Raw genomic sequence first — 21,117 nt, 5'->3', positions numbered from 1 at the left:
TGCCCGCCGATTGCCTGGAGGCTTTATGTCCGACGGCCCGTTCGACGTCTTCGCGCTGATCATTGCGATACATCGCTTTCATAATCGCGATCAAGGCCTCCAGCCAGGCGGCCGGGCTGCGCCGCCGGCTGAGCTCGCTCGAAGAGATGTTTTACGCGCAGCGGCAAGTGCAGCCGCCGCCACTGATGCCCGCGCCGCCGATGCGGGCCGAAGCGCCCGCAGCAACCTCCGAAGCGCCGCCGCCGCTTGCGCCCGACGCCGAGGCGCCGCCCCCTCCCGTCACGGAGGATGTTTCACCGTCTCCGCTCGCAGCGAGCACCGAGGCCGACGCGCCGCCGCCGCTGCCTGCACCCGCGCCCGGCTTCGAGGAACGGCTCGGCACGCGCTGGGTGGTGTGGATCGGCGGCCTCGCGCTTGCGCTCGGCGGCTTCTTCATGGTGCGCTATTCGATCGAGGCCGGCCTGGTCGGCCCCGGCGTGCGCGTGTTCCTTGGCGGCGTGTTCGCGCTGGCGCTGCTTGGCGCCGGCGAATGGTCGCGGCGCAAGGAGAGCATCTCCAACATCGCCGCGCTGCCGATCGCCAACATTCCCGCGATCCTCACCGCGGCCGGCACGGCGGTGGCGTTTGCGACCATCTACGCTGCCTACGCGCTCTATGGCTTCCTGGTGCCCGCGACCGCTTTCGTGCTGCTCGGCCTTGTCGCGCTCGGCACGCTGGCCGCAGCGCTCTTGCACGGGCCTGCGCTCGCGGGCCTCGGCGTGGTCGGCGCGTTCGTGACGCCGATCCTCGTCTCCAGCGACAAGCCGGACTATTGGGCGCTCTACATCTATCTCGCTATCGTCACCGCCGCGAGCTTCGGTCTCGCGCGTATCCGGCTGTGGCGCTGGCTTGCAGTCACGACAATCGCCTTCGCCGTGCTCTGGATCTTCCCGGGTCTCGGCACCAGCGAATTGCAGGTCGCGCCGCACGCTTTCCACGTGATCGCAGGCTTTGTCCTCGCGGCCCTGCTCGTCGTCTGCGGCTTCATGTTCGGCCCGACGATCGAGGACGGAGAGATCGAGCCGGTCTCGTCGAACTCGCTCGGCGCCTATCTGTTCGGCGCGATGCTGATCGTGCTGTCGAGCGCGCATGCGGATCTGGCGCTGATCGCCTTCACGCTGCTCGTCGGCGCGACGCTGCTCGTCGCCTGGCGCGCGCCGGCGGCTACGGGTGCGCTGGGCGCGGCCGCCGCGACCGTCTTCATCGTATTCGCCGAATGGGCGGTGCGCGCCAATCCCGACATGCTGGTGCTGCCGGGCGGCCCCCTGGCCGGCATCGCACCGACAGCGACCGACAGCGCGGTGACGCTGCATCTGGTGATGGCGGCGGTCTTCGCCGCCGGCTTCGGCATCGCGGGCTTCCTCGCGCAGGGACGCTCGAACTCGGCGATCATTCCGGTGGTGTGGTCGGCCGCGGCTGTCGCGACGCCGATCGCGATCCTGGTCGCGCTCTACGCACGCATCGCGCATCTCGACCGCTCGATCCCGTTCGCCATCCTCGCAGTACTGCTCGCCGCCGCCTTTGGCGCAGCCACCGAAGCGCTAGCGCGCCGCGAGACCCGGCCGGGCGGCAAGATCTCCACGGCCTTGTTTGCGACCGGCACGCTCGGTGCGCTGGCGCTGGCGCTGACGTTTGCGCTGGAGAAGGGCTGGCTCACGATCGCACTGGCGCTGATGTCGCTCGGCACCGCCTGGATCTCGATGCAGCGGCCTATCCCGTTCCTGCGCTGGCTGGCCGCGATCTTCGCTGGGCTGGTCACCGCACGCATCGGCTATGATCCGCGCATTGTCGGCGACGCCGTCGGGACCACGCCGATCTTCAACTGGCTGTTGTGGGGCTACGGCTTGCCGGCGGCATCGTTCTGGGCAGCGAGCCTGTTCCTGCGCCGCCGCGGCGACGACGGCCCGCTGCGCATGGTCGAGAGCGCCGCGATCCTGTTCACCGCGCTGCTCGCCTTCATGGAGATCCGCCACCTTGCGACCGGCGGCAACATGACTTCAGCACCGTCGCTGCTCGAATGCGCGCTGCAAGTCTGCGTCACGCTCGCCATGGCGATCGGGCTGGAGCGCCTGCGACTGCGCAGCCGCAGTATCGTGCACAATGTCGGCGCGGTCGTGCTCACGGCGATCGGCGGGCTCGTCAGCGTGTTTGGCCTCTTGATCCTGGAGAACCCAATGCTGTGGCGCACCGATGTCGGCGGCGCCGTGTTCAACCTGCTCATGCTCGGCTACGCGCTGCCGGCGGTGCTGATGCTGCTCTTGTCCTATGCCGTGGTCGGCGAACGCGGCAAGGCCTACGCCAACACGATCGCGGGTGGCGCGCTGCTGTTCGCGCTTGCCTATGTCACGCTGGAGATCCGCCGCTTCTATCACGGCCCGATCCTCTCCACCGGGGCGACGACGGGCGCCGAGCAATACACCTATTCGATCGGCTGGCTCGGCTTCGGCGTGGTGCTGCTTGGCGTCGGCATTCTCGTCAACTCGGAGCGGGCGCGGCTGGCCTCGGCCGCCGTAATCGCGCTGACGATCCTGAAGGCCTTCGTCATCGACATGTCGACGCTGACGGGCGTCTACCGCGCGTTGTCGTTCATGTGCCTTGGCATCGTGCTGGTCGCGATCGGCTGGCTCTACCAGCGTATCCTGTTCCGGCGGCAGGTCGCACCGCCGCCGGCTCCGCAGACAAGCATTTGAGGATCAGGCCGCGCGGACCGATTCCAGGAACTGCGCGACTTCGACCTTGAGCCGCGTGCTGTCGGTCGCCAGCGATTTCGCCGCCGACAGCACCTCGTTCGAAGCCTCGCCGGTCTCGATCGCACCGCGCTGCACGTCGGTGATGTTCGACGAGACCTCCTGCGTGCCGACCGAGGCCTGCTGCACGTTACGCGAGATTTCCTGCGTGGCCGCGCCCTGCTGCTCGACGGCGGCAGCGATGGCCGCGGCCACCTCGGACAGCCGCTCGATGGTGCCGCCGATCTCCTGGATGGCACTGACCGATTCCTGCGTCGCCGCCTGGATGCCGGAGACCTGCGCCCCGATCTCACCGGTTGCTTTCGCAGTCTGCTCGGCCAGCGCCTTGACTTCGGAGGCCACGACCGCGAAGCCGCGGCCAGCCTCGCCGGCACGCGCGGCCTCGATGGTCGCGTTCAGCGCCAGCAAATTGGTCTGGCCCGCGATGGTGTTGATAAGTTCGACGACGTCGCCGATACGGGACGCCGCCTGCGACAGCGCGTTGACGCGGTCGTTGGTCCGCGTCGCCTGTTCGACGGCTTCCGCTGCCATCCGTGCCGAATCCTGCACGCGACGGCTGATCTCGGTGATGGAGGACGACAGCTCCTCCGAAGCGGATGCCACCGCCTGCACGTTGGTGGAGGCTTCCTCGGACGCGGCTGCGACGACAGTCGCCAGCTCCTGTCCGCGCTGCGCGGTGTTGGTCAGCGTCGACGCGGAGGCCTCGAGCTCGGTCGAGGCGGAGGAGACGGTGCCGACGACCTCGCCGATCATGGCTTCGAATTTGCGGGTGATGGCGTCGACGCGGCGGCCGCGCTCGATCTTGGCTTCGGCGTCGTGCGCGGCGGCCTCGTCGGCGGCCTTCTTGGCGATCAGCGCCTCCTTGAAGATCTGGAGCGCATCCGCCATCGAGCCGATCTCGGTCCGCTCGCCGCGATGCGGCACCTCGGCCGAAAGGTCGCCTTCGCCGAGCGACTGCATCGGGCGGATGATTGAAGCGATGCCACGGGAAACGTCGCGCACGAGATAATAGGCGGCGCCGATCGCGATCACGACCGAGAGCACGATGATGCCGACCAGCACGCGGAAGATCATGGCATAACTGTCGGCCGCCTGCTTCGTCTCCAGCTCGGCGCCCCGGTTGTTGAGCTCGATGCCCTTTTGGAGCAGCGGATCTGCAGCCTGGGCCATCTTCGCCACCTTGGTCTGCAACAACTCGTTGGCATCAGTCGGGAAATGGCCAACGCCCTTGCGCGACAGCGCCATCACGTCCTGCACGCCGATCAAATATTCGGCCCACGCCTTGGCCCACTGCCCGTAGAGCGAGCGCTCCTCCGCGGTGGTGATCAGCGGCTCGTAGACCTTGCGCGTCTGGTCGATGCGTGCCTGCAGCGAGGCGAGGCGCTTCTCGGCGGCGTCCTTGCCCTCAATGGTGTCCTGCATCAGATGCAGGCGGAGCGCGACGCGCAGCTCGTTGATGTCGGCGCGAAGCGAGCCGAGCGCGCGCACGCCGGGCAGCCAGCTCTCCGCGATCTCGACCGTATGGGAATTGATGTTCTGCATGGTGCCGATCGCCGTCACGCCGACACCGGCGAGCGAAAGAACCAGGACCGACAGCACGGCCAAAAGCTTGAAGACGATCGACAATTTCGACATCACGACAAATCCCGATGATACCTAGCAACGCGCAGATCACCTGCGCCGCAATCGCCACGAACGGTGGCGAGACGGAGGTCAGTTCAACAACGCTGGCTGGTTCTTGTCCCGTGAGATTGCTCCCATAGTTGCAAACAGCCGTTAAACAGGAGCCTACGTAAAACTACGGGATGGTCTAACCGTCACTATTTCTCCTGCAACTGTCTGTTGCAGCTGCAACGGCGCCTCATGCTGCGACGCGCAGCGCTACGCTTGCGTCGCAACATTCAACCCAAGTGGCCGCCGTCACGCAGCCCGCACCGACTCCAGGAAGCGCGCGACCTCGCTCTTCAGCCGGTTGCTCTCCTGCGACAGCGATTGCGCGGCCGAATGCACCTGCGCCGAGGCAGCCCCGGTTTCGCCTGCGCCGCGCTGGACGTCGCCGATATTCGCCGAGACTTCGGAGGTGCCGTGCGCGGCGTGCTGAATGTTGCGGGAGATCTCCTGCGTGGCGGCGCCCTGCTCCTCGACCGCGGCGGCGATGGCCGACGAGATTTCCGACATCCGCGCGATGGTGTCGCCGATCTCCTTGATCGCACCGACTGAGTCTTGCGTCGCGGTCTGGATCGCACCGATGTGCTGGCTGATTTCGCCGGTGGCTTTCGCAGTCTGCTCGGCGAGCGCCTTCACCTCGGTTGCGACCACGGCAAAGCCCTTGCCGGCTTCGCCCGCCCGTGCCGCCTCGATCGTCGCGTTGAGCGCCAGCAGATTGGTCTGGCTGGCGATGGTGTTGATCAGCTCGACCACGTCGCCAATGCGGGAGGCGGCCTTGGTCAGCTCGGCGACGCGCCCATTGGTGCGCTGGGCCTGCTCGACGGCGACGTCGGCGACACGCGCCGATTCCTGCACCTGACGGCTGATCTCGGAGATCGAGGAGGTCATTTCCTCGCTCGCGGAAGACACCGACTGTACGTTGGCGGAAGCCTCTTCGGAGGCCGCCGCCACGACGGTGGCAAGCCCGTTGCCGCGCTCGGCGGCCTGCGTCAGCGTGTTCGAGGATGCCTCGAGCTCGGTTGCCGCCGACGACACGGTCTCGATGATCTCGCCGACCGCGCCCTCGAAATTGTCGGCGAGCTCCTGCATGTCGGCCTTGCGCTGCTGGCGAAACCGCGCACATCGGCTGCGACCTGCTCAGTGCGCAGCCGCTCGGCCTCCGCCATGTTGGTCCTGAACACCTCGACGGCACCAGCCATCTCACCGATCTCGTCCCTGCGCCCGATGCCGGGAACGGAAGTCGAAAGCTCGCCGCGCGCAAGCCGCGTCATCGCACCGACCATGCCGGCAAGCGCTTTCGAGATCGAGCGTCCCAGGAGGAAGCCGACCGCGGCGAGTACCACAACGGTGACGCCGAAGGCGACGGCCATCCACAGGCGTACGGAATCGCGGGTCGCAGCTTCCGCCGCCTCGGCCTGCTTGTACAGGTCTTCGACTGTGTTGCGCACCTCGATCATACCCGGTTCTAACCCACGGAACGTCTTCATCATGCTGGCGTCGAGTGCCGCGGTTTGCTGCGCCGTCTCCGCCCAGGACGCGAACTCGGACTGATATTTCTGCAGCTCGGCCGTGACCTCGTTCATCGCCTCCGTAGGGATTGCGACGAGCTCTATCGCCTTGGAGAATTCGGCTGCAGCCTTCTTCATCTCGACAATGTATTTTGGGTCGCGCCGCAGCATGAAGTCCTTCTCGTGCCGGCGCATCATCAGCATCCAGCTCGTGGTCCGCGGATCGTCGATCTCCTTGAGCTTGGCCTCGATGTCGTGCACCGCGGCGCGGAGCGAGCCGGACAGGCCCAGGGTCTCGTTCAGGCCGAGCCGGGTCTCGGCGCCGACCAGCGCATTGAAGTCCGACGCATAGCGCTTGAAGCCGCCCTGCGCTTCCTTCATCCTCTCTGAGAGCGTACTCATGCCGCCGGCCGTCATCAGCCGCTCGACCTCGTCGAAATCGCGGTTGATCGGGCCGATCAGCTCGGCATGCGCCTTGGCGTAGCTCTCGTTTCGGCGCTGCTGAAAGTTCTTCTCGTTGCGCCGCGCCTCCAGCATCTCGATCGAGAGCTGCTTGTTCAGATCGGCGATCGCACGAGCACGGTTGGCGACGGCCCGGGAGGCGTCCTGGGAGAGGCTGCCGATCTGGTAGATTGCGCCGAAGGCGGCGAGACCGACCAGGCCGAAGAGTCCGATGGCCATGACCTTGTGAGTGAGACGGATGGAAAGGCCGCTCATGAGTGTGCTCCAATACGTCGATACGCAATACAAGGAGGGCGACTCAGCGCCCGGAATATTGCGGGGATCATGACCGCATCGGTTTTCCGCAAGGTTAACCCTGCGCGGTCTTCGGCACGGCGCCGCAATGTGCCCGCGCGCAAACGCCGCGCTTGTACGCGCGGCGGTTGCAGTTCTCTCAGGACATGCCCCGTCAAGCTGCGCGGACGGTGTCGAGGAACTTGCCGACCTCGAGCTTGAGCCGGTTGCTGTCGCCGGACAATGACTGTGCGGCTGCCAGCACCTGCGACGATGCCGAACCGGTCTCGCTCGCGCCGCGCTGCACGTCGGTGATGTTGGACGAGACTTGATGGGTGCCTTCCGCCGCCTGCTGCACGTTGCGGGAAATCTCCTGCGTCGCCGCGCCCTGCTCCTCGACAGCCGCCGCGATGGTCGAGGAAATCTCCGACAGCTTTTCGATGGTGTCGCTGATGTCCCTGATGGCGCCGACCGAATGCTCGGTCGCGGTCTGGATGCTGGCGATCTGCTGGCCAATCTCGCCGGTCGCCTTCGCGGTCTGCTCGGCCAGCGCCTTGACCTCGGAAGCGACCACGGCAAAGCCGCGTCCGGCCTCGCCGGCCCGTGCCGCCTCGATGGTCGCATTGAGCGCCAGCAGGTTGGTCTGGCCGGCGATGGTGTTGATCAGCTCGACCACGTCGCCGATCCGCGTCGCGGCCTTGGACAGTTCGCTGACGCGCTCGGTCGTGGTGCGGGCCTGGCCGACGGCCTCGCTTGCCACACGCGCGGATTCCTGGACTTGCCGGCTGATCTCCGTAATCGAAGACGACAGCTCTTCCGTTGCCGACGCCACCGACTGCACGTTGGTCGAGGCTTCCTCCGAGGCTGCCGCAACCACGGTCGTGAGCCGTTGCGTGCGCTCGGCGGTCGAGGTCAGCGTCGTGGCGGACGCTTCGAGCTCGGTCGAGGCCGACGACACCGTTCCGACGATCTCGCCGACGGCGCCTTCGAAACTGTCGGCAAGCTTGCGCATCTCGGCCTTGCGCTGCTCGGCCGCCATCTGGTCCTGCCGCATCTTGGCTTCCGCTTCCTCGCGCGCTTTCTGCTCGGATACGGTCTTGAATTTTTCGACCGCGCCGGCAACGCCGCCGACCTCGTCCTTACGGCCGAGGCCAGGTAGCACCACGGCGAAGTCGCCGCCGGCGAGCTTCTCCATCGCGGCAGTCAGGACGCGCATGGGACGGGCAATGCTGAAGATGGAGAAGACGCAGGCGCCGATCAGGACGAACGCGACCACCACAGCGGCGATGAACGACGTCCGCGCAACGGACGCAGCCTCTGCTTCCGCCGCCGTGCGCGCCTCTGCACTTTTCTGCTTGGCAAAATTCGTGATCTGGTCGGCGAGTTCCGATATTTCTGCGTTGATCGGAGCCAGCACTTCCTTGCGGATGTGGTCGACCTCAGCAGTCAGCTTTGCCAATTGCGTCGCCGCTTCGCCGTCCTTCTTTGACTCAAGCGCGAGCTCCTGCTTGCGGATCGCCTCGATCTGCTGCGCGCCCTTCTGGAAACTGCCGATCAACACGGTCAGGCGGTCGATACGCTTGTGGTTCTCCGGCGATTGCGAGAGCCTTGCCATTTCACCGGAGAACTTCAGGGCCGCCGTCTGCCGGTCGTTGAAATAGCTGGTGGCCTTCTGGATCTCGGTCGGCGAGCCGGACGTCAGGATGTCGCGAATGCCGATCTGCATTCCCCGCACCGACGCCTTCGCTTCCGCGGCGTTTTGCGCGACCGCCTGCTGTCCCGATGCGCCATTGCTGAGCTTCTGGACCTCGGCGCCTCCGCTCATCTGGAGCAGGATCATCAGCGCGACGAGCGCGAGGGTGAGCGCCGATGGTGATGGCGAGCTTGGTGCCGATTCGCAGGTTCTGAATGAACATCATCGAAAAATCCCCGGGATACGCATTGTCGCCGCGACGAAGCGCGTGAATAGCGTGGGAGACTAGTCTGCGAGCTTTCCATTAACGTTAAGCGGGAGGCGACACCGCTTGGGTAGAAATACTGAATATGCAGCTCCAATTGCAGGATTATCGCAACCATTCCGCGCAATCGAAATATGCTTCGCGAATTTACGGAGGTCACGTGCGTTAACGTCGATCCCCTTGCGCGAGCGCGTCATCGCTGACGGAGCGGATTTCGCGTTCGGCTTGCATCTGCGCGCGATGCCGCCGTCAGGCGGCGCGCACGGTGTCGGGGACAAACCGCCGCGATGGTCACCCGCTCGCCCCGCAGGTCAGTCGATGCGGTTGGGAAGCGGATGGCTCTCACCGACGAGACTGATACGAAACACCGGCTTCTTGTTCTCGTCGAGCAGCTCCATGCGCCACTCGGCGTTCGGCTTCAGGCTGCGCGAGATGCCGCCGAGCAAATTGGCGCAGACCTCGGTCATCTCGGTCCAGGCCGCGGCACGATCCTCGAACTCGTATGGCTGGTCGGCAGCGCCGGAATAGCGGCCGGTGCTGATACGGAAGAAATACAGCGACATCGTCGAACCCTTTTATCGGGCCGCGCCCCCCGGCCGTACGCAAATTGGGGCGCGAACAGCTACCAACGCATAAAAGCCGCCGCCCGTATGACTACGGCGCGGCGGCTTCGTGTTCGACGGCAGCTCTCAACGACAAAGTGCGCGGACTGTCAGCAAACTCACTGGGTCGAGCGGCGCAGCTCCAGCGGGGCGTCGTTCTTGGCGGGCTCTGATTTGGCTTCCGGCTTCACCGGCTCGAGCCGGCTGCTCTCGACGCGCGGGGTCTCGACGCGCGCGGCGACTTCGGTGTTGGATGCACCGACCGAACCCGTGTGTTCCGAGCTGCGCAGCGAGCGCGGCCGCGCTGCGGCGCGCGCCATCAGCATTTGGTTGCCGCCCTGGTGATGGAAGTCGCAATAGGCGAAGCCCATCCCCGACACCGAGCCGCGGAAACTGCGATCGTCGGTCTTTTCAAGGTTGAAACAGGGCTCGAACGGAATGCCCTTGATCGAGGCGCAGACGTTCTGGCCGCGGATCTGAAGCGTGTTGCCGGGCAGGCGGAGATGCTTCACCGGACCTGCGCCCGAGAACTGCACGGCGCCGGCGGCGCCGAGGTCGTCCATGATACGGCCCGCGCCGCGGGTGCCGTCAAAACAGGTGAATGCAAACACCTTGCCGGCGACGAAGCGGCGCGCCTCGTCGGCGTTCATGCCACCGGCAATGGCCGGCGCAAACGTCACGGCCGCCGTGACAGCCCCCAACACAATACGCGCAAGCATGCTCAACTCCGAACCAACCCCGCAGCGGGCTATGCCTTGTCCCTTTACCTGCTGCTTACCATACTAACCATGGCGACATTGAAGCAGCTTGGTTGGTAAAGTCTGAACGTCGTTAGACAATTTTTACCACGATGCGACCGCGGACCTGGCCGGCCAGGATTTTCGCGCCCCACTCGGAAACTTCGGAAAGCGAAATTTCGTGAGTGATTTCAGCTAGTTTTGTCCGATCCAGATCGGACGCCAGGCGTTGCCAGGCGGCTTTCCGCGGCTCCATCGGGCACATCACGGAATCGATGCCGAGAAGGCACACCCCGCGCAAAATGAAGGGTGCGACAGAAGACGGCAGGTCCATGCCGGCAGCCAGGCCGCACGCCGCAATCGCGCCGCCGTACTTCGTCATCGACAGCAAATTCGCGAGCGTGGTCGAGCCGACACTGTCGACGCCACCAGCCCAGCGTTCCTTGCCAATGGGCTTGGCCGCTGCCGACAATTCGTTGCGGTCGATCACCTCAGTTGCGCCGATCTCCTTCAGATAGTCGGCTTCGGACGCACGGCCGGTGGACGCGATGACGTGATAACCGAGCTTCGAGAGCACGGCGGTCGCAACCGAGCCGACGCCACCGGCCGCGCCCGTCACCACGACCGGACCACTCTTCGGCGACAGCCCGTGCTTCTCCAGCGCCAGCACGGACAGCATCGCGGTGAAGCCGGCGGTGCCGATCGCCATGGCGTCGCGCGCCGACAGGCCCTGCGGCAAGGCGACCAGCCAGTCGCCCTTCACCCGCGCCTTCTCGGCATAGGCGCCGAGATGGGTCTCGCCCATGCCCCAGCCGGTACAGACGACCTTGTCGCCCGCCTTCCACTGCGGATGCGAGGACTGCTCGACCGTGCCGGCGAAATCGATGCCGGCGATCATCGGGAAGCGGCGCACCACCGGCGCCTTGCCGGTGAGCGCGAGGCCGTCCTTGTAGTTCAGCGTCGACCATTCCACGCGAACGGTGACGTCGCCCTCCATCAGCTCTGCTTCGTCGAACTGCGTGAGCTGCGCGGTGGTGCCCTTGTCCGCCTTGTCGATCCGGATCGCCTTGAAATTGGCCATAGCAAAACTCCCTGACTTGTTTCAGGGATGTTTAGCCGATCAGGCAGGCTGCGCAACCGCTCGGACGACAGGTTTCTCCACGATCGGAAGATTGATCAGCGCGGAGAGCACGCCAAACAGGATCGAGAGCCACCAGATCGGCGTGTAGGAACCGAACCGCTCGAACACGATGCCGCCGAGCCAGACGCCGAGGAAGCCGCCGACCTGATGACTGACGAAGGCAAAGCCATAGAGGGTGGCGAACCAGCGCGTGCCGAACATCAATGCGACCAGCGCCGAGGTCGGCGGCACCGTCGACAGCCACGTCAGACCCGAGACCGCACCGAACGCGATCGCCGAGAACGGCGTGATCGGGAACGAGATGAAGGCAAGCGTCGCAAGCGCGCGGGTAAAATAGATGGTCGAGAGGATGTAGCGCTTGGGTAGTGAGTTCTGGAGATAGCCGACGCTCAGCGATCCCATGATGTTGAACAGGCCGATCGCCGCGATCACCCAGCCGCCGGTTTGCGTGGAGATGCCGCTATCGACCAGGAAGGCCGGCAGATGCACGGTGATGAAGGCGAGCTGGAAGCCGCAGGTGAAGAAACCGAGCACCAGCAGCACGTAGGAGCGATGGCCGAAGGCCTCCGCGAGTGCTTTGGTGAAGGTCTGCTCGTCCGCTGGCGCCGCGGTGGCTGTGCTTGCGACCGGTGGGGTCGAGAGCGCCAGCGACAGCGGGATGATCAGCAGCATCAGGAAGCTGAACACGGTGAGCGCCTGCTGCCAGCCGAAATTGTCGATCAGCGCCACGCCGATCGGCGCGAACAGAAACTGCCCGAACGAGCCCGCCGCAGTGCCGGCGCCAAGCGCAAGGCCGCGCTTTTCCGCCGGCAGCAGCTTGGTGAACGCCGACAGCACCAGATTGAACGAGCAGCCGGCAAGGCCGAAGCCGACCATGACGCCCGCGCCGATGTTGAGCGACAGCGGCGTCGAGGAGTAGCGCATCAGGAGCAGGCCGCCGGCATAAAGCAGAGCGCCGACGCACATCACCCGGAACAGGCCGAAGCGATCGGCGACTGCGCCGGCGACGGGCTGGCCCAGTCCCCACAGCAAATTCTGAAAAGCGATGGCGAGGCCGAACACGTCGCGGCCCCAGGCGAACTCGTGACTCATCGGCTGCACGAAGAAGCCCAGCGCCGAGCGCGGGCCGAAGCCGAGCATGCCGATTGCACAACCACAGAGAATGATGATCGCCGGCGTGCGCCAGGAGGAGGAACGCGAAACCGGACCGAGCTCGCCCGCTTGAATCGACATGGTGTTCCCCATCAGTCGGTGGCGCATCCGGAATAGGCCGCCACGAGTCAGGCGTTTAATGCAGGTGCATGAAAACCCCAAGTCAAAAATGATTGCGTTCCACGAAGAGCTGCCGCGGGAGCATTGCGTTTCGCCGAGACCTCCTGGGCGAGATGCGCCACGCCTTGACGAGAATGTGTGCGGCGGGACCTAGCGACCCTCTCCACGACGTGTTATCTTCAATTTACTCAGATTGAGCATATCAGATGCTCCGCCGGCCTCTCGGCCGGATTTCTCGGGCTCTATATATACTCATATTGAGTATATATGACATGTACGGGAGGCTTCAATGCCGCTAACTGGAATTTACGGCCCCGACGACTTTGCCAACCGGCCGCAGGGCCAGGTCATCGCCTCGCCTCGGGCTGCGCCTGCGCGAACCGGACCTCCGCTGCCGATGCCTTCGCTGGAATGGACGCCGGAGGTCGAACGCGCCACCGCACCGCTCTATGAGCGCGTCAAGCGCGTGATCCCGCCAATCGAGTGGCCGCTGATGGCGCCGACCATCAAGGCGATCAACGAGCTGAAGCGCGCGCGAGGCGCGGTGATCCTCGCGCACAATTACCAGGCGCCGGAGATCTTCCACTGCGTCGCCGACATCGGTGGCGATTCACTCCAGCTCGCGGTCGAAGCCACCAAGGTGAAGGCCGACATCATCGTCCAGTGCGGCGTGCACTTCATGGCGGAGACGTCAAAGCTGCTCAATCCGGACAAGATGGTGCTGATCCCTGATACGCGCGCCGGCTGCTCGCTCGCCGCCAGCATTACCGGCGCGGACGTTCGCCTGCTGCGTGAAAAATTTCCCGGCGTGCCCGTCGTTGCCTATGTCAACACCTCGGCGGAGGTGAAGGCCGAGGTCGACATCTGCTGCACCTCCTCGAACGCCGTGCAGGTGGTCGAGAGCCTGGGCGTGCCAAGCGTGATCTTCCTGCCCGATCGCTATCTCGCCACCTACGTGGCTTCGAAGACCGACGTGAAAATCATCGCGTGGAAGGGCGCCTGCGAGGTGCACGAGCGCTTTACGGGCGCGGAGCTGCGCAGCTACCGCGAGGCCGATCCCTCCGTGCAAATCATCGCGCATCCCGAATGCCCGCCGGACGTGCTGGCGGAGGCCGACTTCACAGGCTCGACCGCGCACATGATCAACTGGGTGCGCGAAAAGCGGCCGCGGCGGCTGGTGATGATCACGGAATGCTCGATGGCCGACAATGTGCGCGCCGAGCTCCCCGATGTGGAGATGCTGCGCCCCTGCAATATCTGCCCGCACATGAAGCGCATCACGCTCGCCAACATTCTGGAGAGCCTGCTGACGCTCCGCGAGGAGGTGACGATCGATCCCGCGCTCGCGGAACGCGCAAGGCGTTCGGTCGAGCGGATGATCAATCTGAAGAATTGAGAGCACGACATGCAAGATAACATCCATAACCTCACCCGTTCCGACGACGTCGTCATCGTCGGTGGCGGGCTTGCCGGATTGTTCTGCGCGCTAAAACTCGCGCCGCGACCGGTGACATTGATCTCGGCCGCGCCGCTGGGACAGGGCGCGTCGTCCGCATGGGCGCAAGGCGGCATCGCGGCGGCAGTAGCCGAAGGCGATACGCCGGAAGCACATGCTGCGGATACGATTTCGGTCGGCGGCGGCCTCGTCGACGAAGCGGTGGCACTGGGAATCGCGCGCGAGGCCGCCCCACGGGTTCACGATCTTCTCGCCTATGGCGTGCCGTTCGACCGCGATCTCGAAGGCAAGCTCGCAGTCGGGCGCGAAGCCGCACACTCCGCGCGGCGCATCGTGCACGTGCGAGGCGATGGTGCGGGGGCGGCCATCATTGCCGCGCTGAGCGATGCCGTGCGGCGCACGCCGTCGATCCGACTGATCGAAGGTCTCGTCGCCGAAGCGCTGTTGACCGAGGATGGCGCCGTCACCGGACTTCAATTGCGTGAAGCCGGCAATTTCGCCGCACAGACGATCCTGCTCGCCGCTCGCACGGTGGTGCTCGCCACCGGCGGCATCGGACATCTCTATGCCACCACCACCAATCCGCACGAGGCCAGCGGATCCGGCCTTGCGATCGCCGCGCGCGCGGGCGCGGTGATTGCAGATCCCGAGTTCGTGCAATTCCACCCGACCGCCATCATGGCCGGACGCGATCCGGCGCCGCTCGCGACTGAAGCTCTGCGCGGCGAAGGCGCGACGCTGATCAACGGCCATGGCGAGCGTTTCATGGCCGCGCGCCATCCGCTTGCCGAGCTCGCACCGCGCGACATCGTGGCTCGCGGCGTATTCGCGGAGATCGCGGGCGGGCGCGGCGCCTTCCTCGATGCGCGGCAAGCGCTGGGCGCGCGCTTCGCCGAAAGATTTCCAACGGTGCATGCGAGCTGCATCGCCGCCGGCATCGATCCCGCCACGCAGGCCATCCCTATCGCACCGGCGGCGCACTATCACATGGGTGGCATCGCGGTGGACGATCGCGGCCGCAGCTCGATCGACGGGCTCTGGGCCGGCGGCGAAGTGTCGTCCACCGGCGCGCATGGTGCCAATCGCCTCGCCTCGAATTCGCTGTTGGAGGCCGTGGTCTACGCCGCGCGCATCGCCGACGACATCGCCGGGCGCACGATCCCCTCGCCTGCCCGTCTTTCGGACGTGGTGACGCCGCGCGGCGGCGCGCCGGATGCTGCGGCGGTGAAGCGGCTGCGGACGATGATGAGCGCGCATGTCGGTGTGATCCGCGACGGCGACGGGCTCGCGGAAGCGGTTCGCAGCTTCGCCACGCTCGAACGCGAGGCCACGAGCATCGCAGTCTGCAACATGGCAACGGCAGCCCTGCTTGTGGCGGCTTCCGCCTGGAACCGGCGCGAGAGCCGTGGCGCGCATTTCCGGTCCGACCATCCGGCCGATGTACCTGCGCTGGCACGACGCACCATGACCACGCTCTCGGCGACACGCGAGCTCTCGGACAGCTTGACCGAACGTCCGACCCCACGCACCGCACAACCTATAATCGCCTGAAGGAAAACCCCATGATCGCCCCGACTTCTCTGCTCTATCCCGACGCCTTCCTCTCCCCGCTCGCGATCGACGCGGCCGTGCAGCGCGCGCTCGACGAGGATCTCGGCCGCGCCGGCGATATCACCTCGGTGGCGACGATTCCCGAAGCAACCAAGGCGCAGGCGATCCTGGTCGCACGCCAGTCCGGCGTGATCGCCGGCTTGCCGCTGGCGCTCGCAACCTTGCAAAAGCTCTCGGCCGACATCGAGGTGCGCGCACATGTTCGCGACGCCGCGCGCGTCGCCCGCGGTCAGCAGGTGCTGACGATCTCCGGACCGGCACGCGCCATTCTCACGGCGGAGCGGACCGCGCTGAATTTCGTCGGCCGCCTGTCGGGCGTTGCGACGCTCACGGCGGACTACGTAGCGCGCACCGAAGGCACCAGGATGCGGATCTGCTGCACGCGAAAGACCACGCCGGGGCTGCGCGCACTGGAGAAATATGCGGTGCGCTGCGGCGGCGGCTTCAATCACCGCTTCGGCCTCGACGATGCGATCCTGATCAAGGACAATCACATCGCGGTCGCCGGCGGCATCCGCCCCGTGCTCGAGCGCGCCCGCGCCCATGCCGGCCATCTCGTCAAGATCGAGATCGAGGTCGATACGCTGTCGCAGCTGCGCGAGGTGCTCGACACCGGCCTCGCCGATGCCGTCCTGCTCGACAACATGGACAATGCGACGCTGCGCGATGCGGTCAGGCTCAACGAGGGGCGCCTCAAACTGGAGGCCTCCGGCGGCGTCACGCTGGATTCCATCGCCGCGATCGCAGCGACCGGCGTTGATTACGCGTCGGCAGGCGCGTTGACGCATTCGGCGCCGAATTTCGATTGCGCGTTGGACATCGAAGCTTAGCGGCTACCGCCGCTCGGTCGCGCCCATCTCGGCGGAGCTCTTGGCTTCCTGGGTGAGCTCGGCGGAGAGCGCGGCGGTTTGCGCCGGGGTGCCCCAGCTCGGCTCCTCGCTGCCGTCGCCCCAGGCGCGCGGGCGATAGAAGGTGTGGACGCCGGTCTTGTACATCTTCTTCATCTCGGCGACCCAGGACGGACGCACCCAATAGGCGTGGTAGTGCGTGGACTTGCCGACTTCGGGCAGCCAGATCTGGCCGTCGAGCATCGCCTTCGATATCTTCTTCGCACGCTCCCACATCTCGGGCTCGCGGATCACGTCGGCGTTGTTGTCGCAGGCGAAGGTGAACTGGCAGGCGAGATGGCGATGCTTGTTCTGATAGACCGCGCCGCACACGGTATCTGGATATTTGCCGGAGAACACGCGGTTCATCACCACCTGCGCAACCGCCATCTGGCCGCGCACGGCCTCGCCGCGCGATTCAAAGTAGACAGCCTCCGCGAGGCACTTCTCGGACTTCGCGCGCGACTTATCGTCGAGTGCGAGCCGCTCCGCCGGTGATCTGGCGCGCTGGTTGTCGACGTTGACCTCGCCCTTCGGCGCGACGCTCTCGCCGCTCTCGATGTCCTTCGCAATCTCCTCCGTCGGCGGCGTCAACGAGGCCGTCACCTTCATATCAGGGTCGGGCATCACGATCAGCGGCTCGGCACCGGGCTGCCAGCTCTCGATGCTCTCGACATTGCCGCCGAGCGAGGAGCTGCCGAAGAACAGGTTCGATGTCTTGACGCGGAATGGATCGCGCGGCGGTGCAGCCGGAATGGTGGCCCGCTTCAGCGCTTCGAGCGGCTGGAGCGCGAGCGAGCGCGCAGCGTCACTGGCTCGTGGCGTATTGGTGTATTGCGGCAGCGGCGGCGCACGCAGTGCTTCCGCGAGCTCGGGATCGAGCGCGGCCGCGGACTCCGGCGACATCGCTTGTGGCAGCGCGACGGTCTTGGCGCCGAACACCGAGCTGTTCGAGGTCGCGGGATCTTCCTGCGCGGGCGCTGCCGTCGGCGCGCTCGCCTCGGGAGCCTGCGTCGGTGTGATCATTGCGAGACGATCACCCTTCATGGAGCGATCGACCTTGGGAAAATCAGAGGCTTGGTAGCGGGGCGGCGCCTGAAGCGCCGGGTTGCGGTTGATCGCGCCGGTGACGTCGCGGCCATCGAGGCTTGCGAGGCGAACCATCGTGCTCTGCGGAACCGAAGTGCCGATCGGCCGTGAAAAACTGTAGGTGGCGAGCTGTATGGAGGACGCAGCAGAGAACACCTGCTTTTGCCAGCGCTCAGCGACACCGGGTTGGCGCGCCAGCAGCGAGGCAATGTCCTGATAGCCGGTCTCTCTCGGCATCAATGCGAAGATGCAGAGACCGATGCCGAAGGACGCGAACCGCGCGCCCTTCGGATGGTTACGCAACAAAAACATCGCTACGCTCACGCTACGCTTACGCTAGAAAAATCGAGCAGCAGTACATCCGTGCAATTCGATCTTTATCGTGAGTATCTAATTTAGGTTGCCGGGGCGTTAATCGACGTTGCGCATGCGGCACACGCAAGCGATCTCAGGTGTTTTCACCGGGCGACGATGCGCATTGGTAAATGCGGCCTCACGCGACAAGGTAAACAATTGGTCAACGCGAATGGTGAAGGAACTCTTGCGCGCACGTATCCTTACGCGAGGCGCGCGGTTCCCTCCCCGACGTTGTGCTTCAAATGAAAGAGGCGGGGTTTTTGCCCCCGCCTCCTTCGCTGTCAATATTTCAACTCTTCGATTTACGCCTGGCTCGCGACCGCCTTGCCGAGCGCGGCTTGCGCCGCGGCGAGGCGGGCGATCGGGACCCGGTAGGGCGAGCAGGAGACGTAGTCGAGGCCGATCGCGTGGCAGAAGGCGACTGAGGCCGGATCGCCGCCGTGCTCACCGCAGATTCCGACCTTGAGCGAGGCGCGCGTCTTGCGGCCGCGCGCGACGCCAATCTTGACGAGCTCGCCGACGCCTTCCTGGTCGAGCGCCACAAAGGGATCGACCAACAGGATGCCCTTCGTCACGTACGGACCGAGGAAGCTCGCCGCGTCGTCACGGCTGATGCCGTACGTCGTCTGCGTGAGGTCGTTGGTGCCGAACGAGAAGAACTCGGCACTCTCCGCGATCTCGCCCGCGAGCAGGCAGGCGCGCGGCAACTCGATCATGGTACCGACCTGATAGGTCAGCTTGGTGTTGGTGTCGCGCATCACCGCCTTCGCGGTGGAATCGATCCGCGCCTTGACGAGATCGAGCTCCATCTTGGTGGCAATCAGCGGCACCATCACCTCGAGGCCGACGGCCTTGCCGGTGCGCTTCTCGGCCTCGACCGCCGCCTCGAAGATCGCGCGCGCCTGCATTTCGGCGATCTCTGGATAGGCGATCGCGATACGACAGCCGCGGAAGCCGAGCATCGGATTGAACTCCGACAGCTCGCGCGCGCGGTCGGCCAGGCGCCGCGGGTCGGTGTTCATGGCGCGCGCCACTTCCTCGACCTCGGCATGGGTGTGCGGCAGGAACTCGTGCAGCGGCGGATCAAGCAAGCGGATCGTGACGGGCAGGCCCTTCATGATCTCGAACAGCTCGACGAAGTCGGCGCGCTGCATCGGCAGCAGTTTTGCCAGCGCGGCGCGGCGCGACTGCTCGTCCTCGGAGAGGATCATCTCGCGCACCGTGCGGATGCGCGTTTCCTCGAAGAACATGTGCTCGGTGCGGCAGAGGCCGATGCCTTCCGCGCCGAACTTGATCGCTGTGTGCGCGTCCTCCGGCGTGTCGGCGTTGACGCGCACGCCGAGCTTGCGGACCTGGTCGGCCCATTTCATCAGCGTGCCGAACTCGCCGGACAGCTCCGGCTCGATCATCGGCATGCGGCCGGCGAGCACCTGGCCGAGCGAGCCGTCGATGGTGATGACGTCGCCGGTCTTGTAGGTACGCGAGCCGATGCTCATGGTGCCGCGGCCGTAATCGACGCGGATGGTGCCACAGCCGGAGACGCAGGGCTTGCCCATGCCGCGCGCGACCACCGCAGCATGCGAGGTCATGCCGCCGCGGGTCGTCAGGATGCCTTCGGCGGCATGCATGCCGTGGATGTCTTCGGGGCTGGTCTCGATGCGGACCAGAATCACCTTGCGTCCGTCCGCCTGAAGCTTGGCCGCCTCGTCCGAGGAGAACACGATCTCGCCGGAAGCCGCACCCGGCGAGGCCGGCAGGCCGGGTCGCGATCACGTCGCGCTTGGCGTTGGGATCGATGGTCGGATGCAGGAGCTGGTCGAGCGAAGCGGGGTCGACTCGTGTCACCGCTTCCTTCTTGGTGATCAGGCCTTCATTGGCGAGCTCGACCGCGATGCGCAGCGCCGCTTTCGCAGTGCGCTTGCCGCCGCGGGTCTGGAGCATCCAGAGCTTGCCCTGCTCGACCGTGAACTCCATGTCCTGCATGTCGCGGTAGTGCTTCTCGAGCTGCGTGTAGATCCGCGTCAGCTCCTTGAAGGCCTCCGGCATCGCCGATTCCATCGACGCCTTGTCGGAGCCGGAGTCCTTTCGCGCTTCCTCGGTGATGTCGTGCGGCGTGCGGATGCCCGCCACCACGTCCTCACCTTGCGCGTTGATCAGGAACTCGCCGTAAAGCTTGCTCTCGCCGGTCGACGGGTTGCGGGTGAAGGCAACGCCGGTTGCCGAGGTCTCGCCCATGTTGCCGAACACCATGGCCTGCACGTTGACCGCGGTGCCCCAGGATTCCGGAATGTCGTGCAGCTTGCGGTAGGTCACCGCGCGCGCGTTCATCCAGGATGAAAACACCGCGCCGATCGCGCCCCAGAGCTGGTCGTGCGGATCCTGCGGAAAATCCTTGCCGGTCTCGCGCGCGACTGCGTCCTTGTATTTGCCGACCAGATCGACCCAGTCCTCGGCGGTGAGGTCGGTGTCGAGCGTGTAGCCCTGGCCGTCCTTGAAGGTGTCGAGGATTTCCTCGAAATGATGATGCTCGAAGCCGAGCACCACGTCCGAATACATGGTGATGAAGCGGCGATAGCTGTCATAGGCGAAGCGGCGGTCGCCCGACAGTTCCGACAGCGCTTCCACGGTCTCGTCGTTGAGGCCGAGATTGAGCACGGTGTCCATCATGCCCGGCATCGAGGCGCGGCCGCCGGAGCGAACCGAAACGAGCAGCGGGTTCCTGGAATCGCCGAAGCTCTTGCCGGTCAACTTGCCGACATGCGCGAGCGCCTTCTCAACCTGCGACTGCAATTCCTTCGGGTAGGATTTGTCGTGCGCGTAGAAATAGGTGCAGACCGAGGTCGGGATGGTGAAGCCCGGAGGCACCGGCAGGCCGAGATTGGCCATCTCGGCGAGGTTGGCGCCCTTGCCGCCGAGCAGGTCGCGCATCTCCGCTTTGCCCTCGGCCTTCCCGTCCCCGAACGTATAGACCCACTTGCCGGCCTTGGCCGTAACAGGCGCTGCCTTGGCCGGCGCAGCCTTGCTCGGCGCGGGCTTCACGGCGAGCTTCGGCGCAACCGGCTTGGTCGGTGCCTTTGAAGCACGCTTGGAAACAGTCTTGGAAACAGTCTTGGAAACAGCCTTGGAAACAGTCTTGGCGGCAGGCTTCACAGCCGGCTTGGCAGCGGGTTTCACAGCGGCCTTGGCCACTGGCTTCGGGGCGCTCTTGGCAAGTGCCTTGCGGGCCACCGGCGCGGCTTTCGCCTTGGCGGAGGACTTTGATTTCGCTGGGATTTTCGAGGCGGCTTTGGCCATAGCTTGCACACAACCT

11 protein-coding genes and 3 pseudogenes are annotated in these 21,117 nt (G+C 65.5%); 4 read left to right on the top strand and 10 right to left on the bottom strand.

The annotated features are described in order from the left end of the window. The first annotated feature begins 25 nt into the window (after window positions 1-25). Window positions 26-2,729, top strand: a pseudogene (locus ACVWW3_RS02290) (DUF2339 domain-containing protein). Between the two features lie 3 nt (window positions 2,730-2,732). On the opposite strand, the gene ACVWW3_RS02285 reads toward ACVWW3_RS02290, so the two are convergent. The 8 genes and pseudogenes from ACVWW3_RS02285 to ACVWW3_RS02250 form a co-directional block, all read right to left on the bottom strand. After that, complete coding sequence (locus tag ACVWW3_RS02285) at window positions 2,733-4,421, bottom strand: methyl-accepting chemotaxis protein (protein WP_456651030.1); 1,689 nt, start codon at window positions 4,419-4,421, stop codon at window positions 2,733-2,735. Window positions 4,422-4,706: 285 nt separating this feature from the next. Beyond that, entirely contained in the window at window positions 4,707-5,342 is a 636-nt protein-coding gene (locus ACVWW3_RS02280) for a methyl-accepting chemotaxis protein (protein ID WP_456672395.1), read from the bottom strand. Between the two features lie 101 nt (window positions 5,343-5,443). After that, window positions 5,444-6,679 carry a HAMP domain-containing protein gene (locus tag ACVWW3_RS02275; protein WP_456671838.1) on the bottom strand — a complete coding sequence of 412 codons (1,236 nt, stop codon included), beginning with the start codon at window positions 6,677-6,679 and terminating at the stop codon, window positions 5,444-5,446. A gap of 193 nt (window positions 6,680-6,872) precedes the next feature. Further along, window positions 6,873-8,616: pseudogene (locus ACVWW3_RS02270) on the bottom strand (methyl-accepting chemotaxis protein). A gap of 350 nt (window positions 8,617-8,966) precedes the next feature. Then, window positions 8,967-9,218 (bottom strand): DUF6894 family protein, encoded by a 252-nt coding sequence (locus ACVWW3_RS02265; protein WP_247340271.1) that lies wholly within the window; start codon window positions 9,216-9,218, stop codon window positions 8,967-8,969. A gap of 158 nt (window positions 9,219-9,376) precedes the next feature. Continuing rightward, complete coding sequence (locus ACVWW3_RS02260; protein WP_456651032.1) at window positions 9,377-9,976, bottom strand: hypothetical protein; 600 nt, start codon at window positions 9,974-9,976, stop codon at window positions 9,377-9,379. Between the two features lie 112 nt (window positions 9,977-10,088). Next, window positions 10,089-11,075 (bottom strand): acrylyl-CoA reductase (NADPH), encoded by a 987-nt coding sequence (gene acuI / locus ACVWW3_RS02255; protein WP_456651033.1) that lies wholly within the window; start codon window positions 11,073-11,075, stop codon window positions 10,089-10,091. Window positions 11,076-11,114: 39 nt separating this feature from the next. Then, window positions 11,115-12,368, bottom strand: coding sequence for an MFS transporter (locus tag ACVWW3_RS02250; protein ID WP_247340278.1), 1,254 nt, complete (start codon window positions 12,366-12,368; stop codon window positions 11,115-11,117). Window positions 12,369-12,696: 328 nt separating this feature from the next. Here ACVWW3_RS02250 and nadA point away from each other — a divergent pair, with 328 nt between their 5' ends. Genes nadA through nadC form a run of 3 tightly spaced genes read left to right on the top strand, consistent with a single transcriptional unit; the run spans window position 12,697 to window position 16,304 of the window. Next, the gene (nadA, locus tag ACVWW3_RS02245) at window positions 12,697-13,803 is read left to right on the top strand and encodes a quinolinate synthase NadA (protein ID WP_456651034.1); all 1,107 of its coding nucleotides are present in this window, start codon (window positions 12,697-12,699) and stop codon (window positions 13,801-13,803) included. Between the two features lie 9 nt (window positions 13,804-13,812). Beyond that, a complete protein-coding gene (locus tag ACVWW3_RS02240; RefSeq protein ID WP_456651035.1) occupies window positions 13,813-15,414 on the top strand; it encodes an L-aspartate oxidase in 1,602 nt (533 codons plus the stop codon). An 11-nt stretch (window positions 15,415-15,425) separates the two neighbouring features. Then, window positions 15,426-16,304 carry a carboxylating nicotinate-nucleotide diphosphorylase gene (nadC, locus tag ACVWW3_RS02235; protein WP_456651036.1) on the top strand — a complete coding sequence of 293 codons (879 nt, stop codon included), beginning with the start codon at window positions 15,426-15,428 and terminating at the stop codon, window positions 16,302-16,304. Window positions 16,305-16,307: 3 nt separating this feature from the next. Here nadC and ACVWW3_RS02230 read toward each other — a convergent pair whose 3' ends face one another. Continuing rightward, window positions 16,308-17,762, bottom strand: a complete 1,455-nt coding sequence (locus ACVWW3_RS02230) for a cell wall hydrolase (protein WP_456651037.1) — start codon at window positions 17,760-17,762, stop codon at window positions 16,308-16,310. A gap of 347 nt (window positions 17,763-18,109) precedes the next feature. Further along, window positions 18,110-21,101: pseudogene (gene ppdK / locus ACVWW3_RS02225) on the bottom strand (pyruvate, phosphate dikinase). Window positions 21,102-21,117: the final 16 nt, after the last annotated feature.

The sequence above is a fragment of the Bradyrhizobium sp. LM2.9 genome (assembly GCF_054056555.1).
This window is presented reverse-complemented; position numbering and strand designations above follow the sequence as displayed.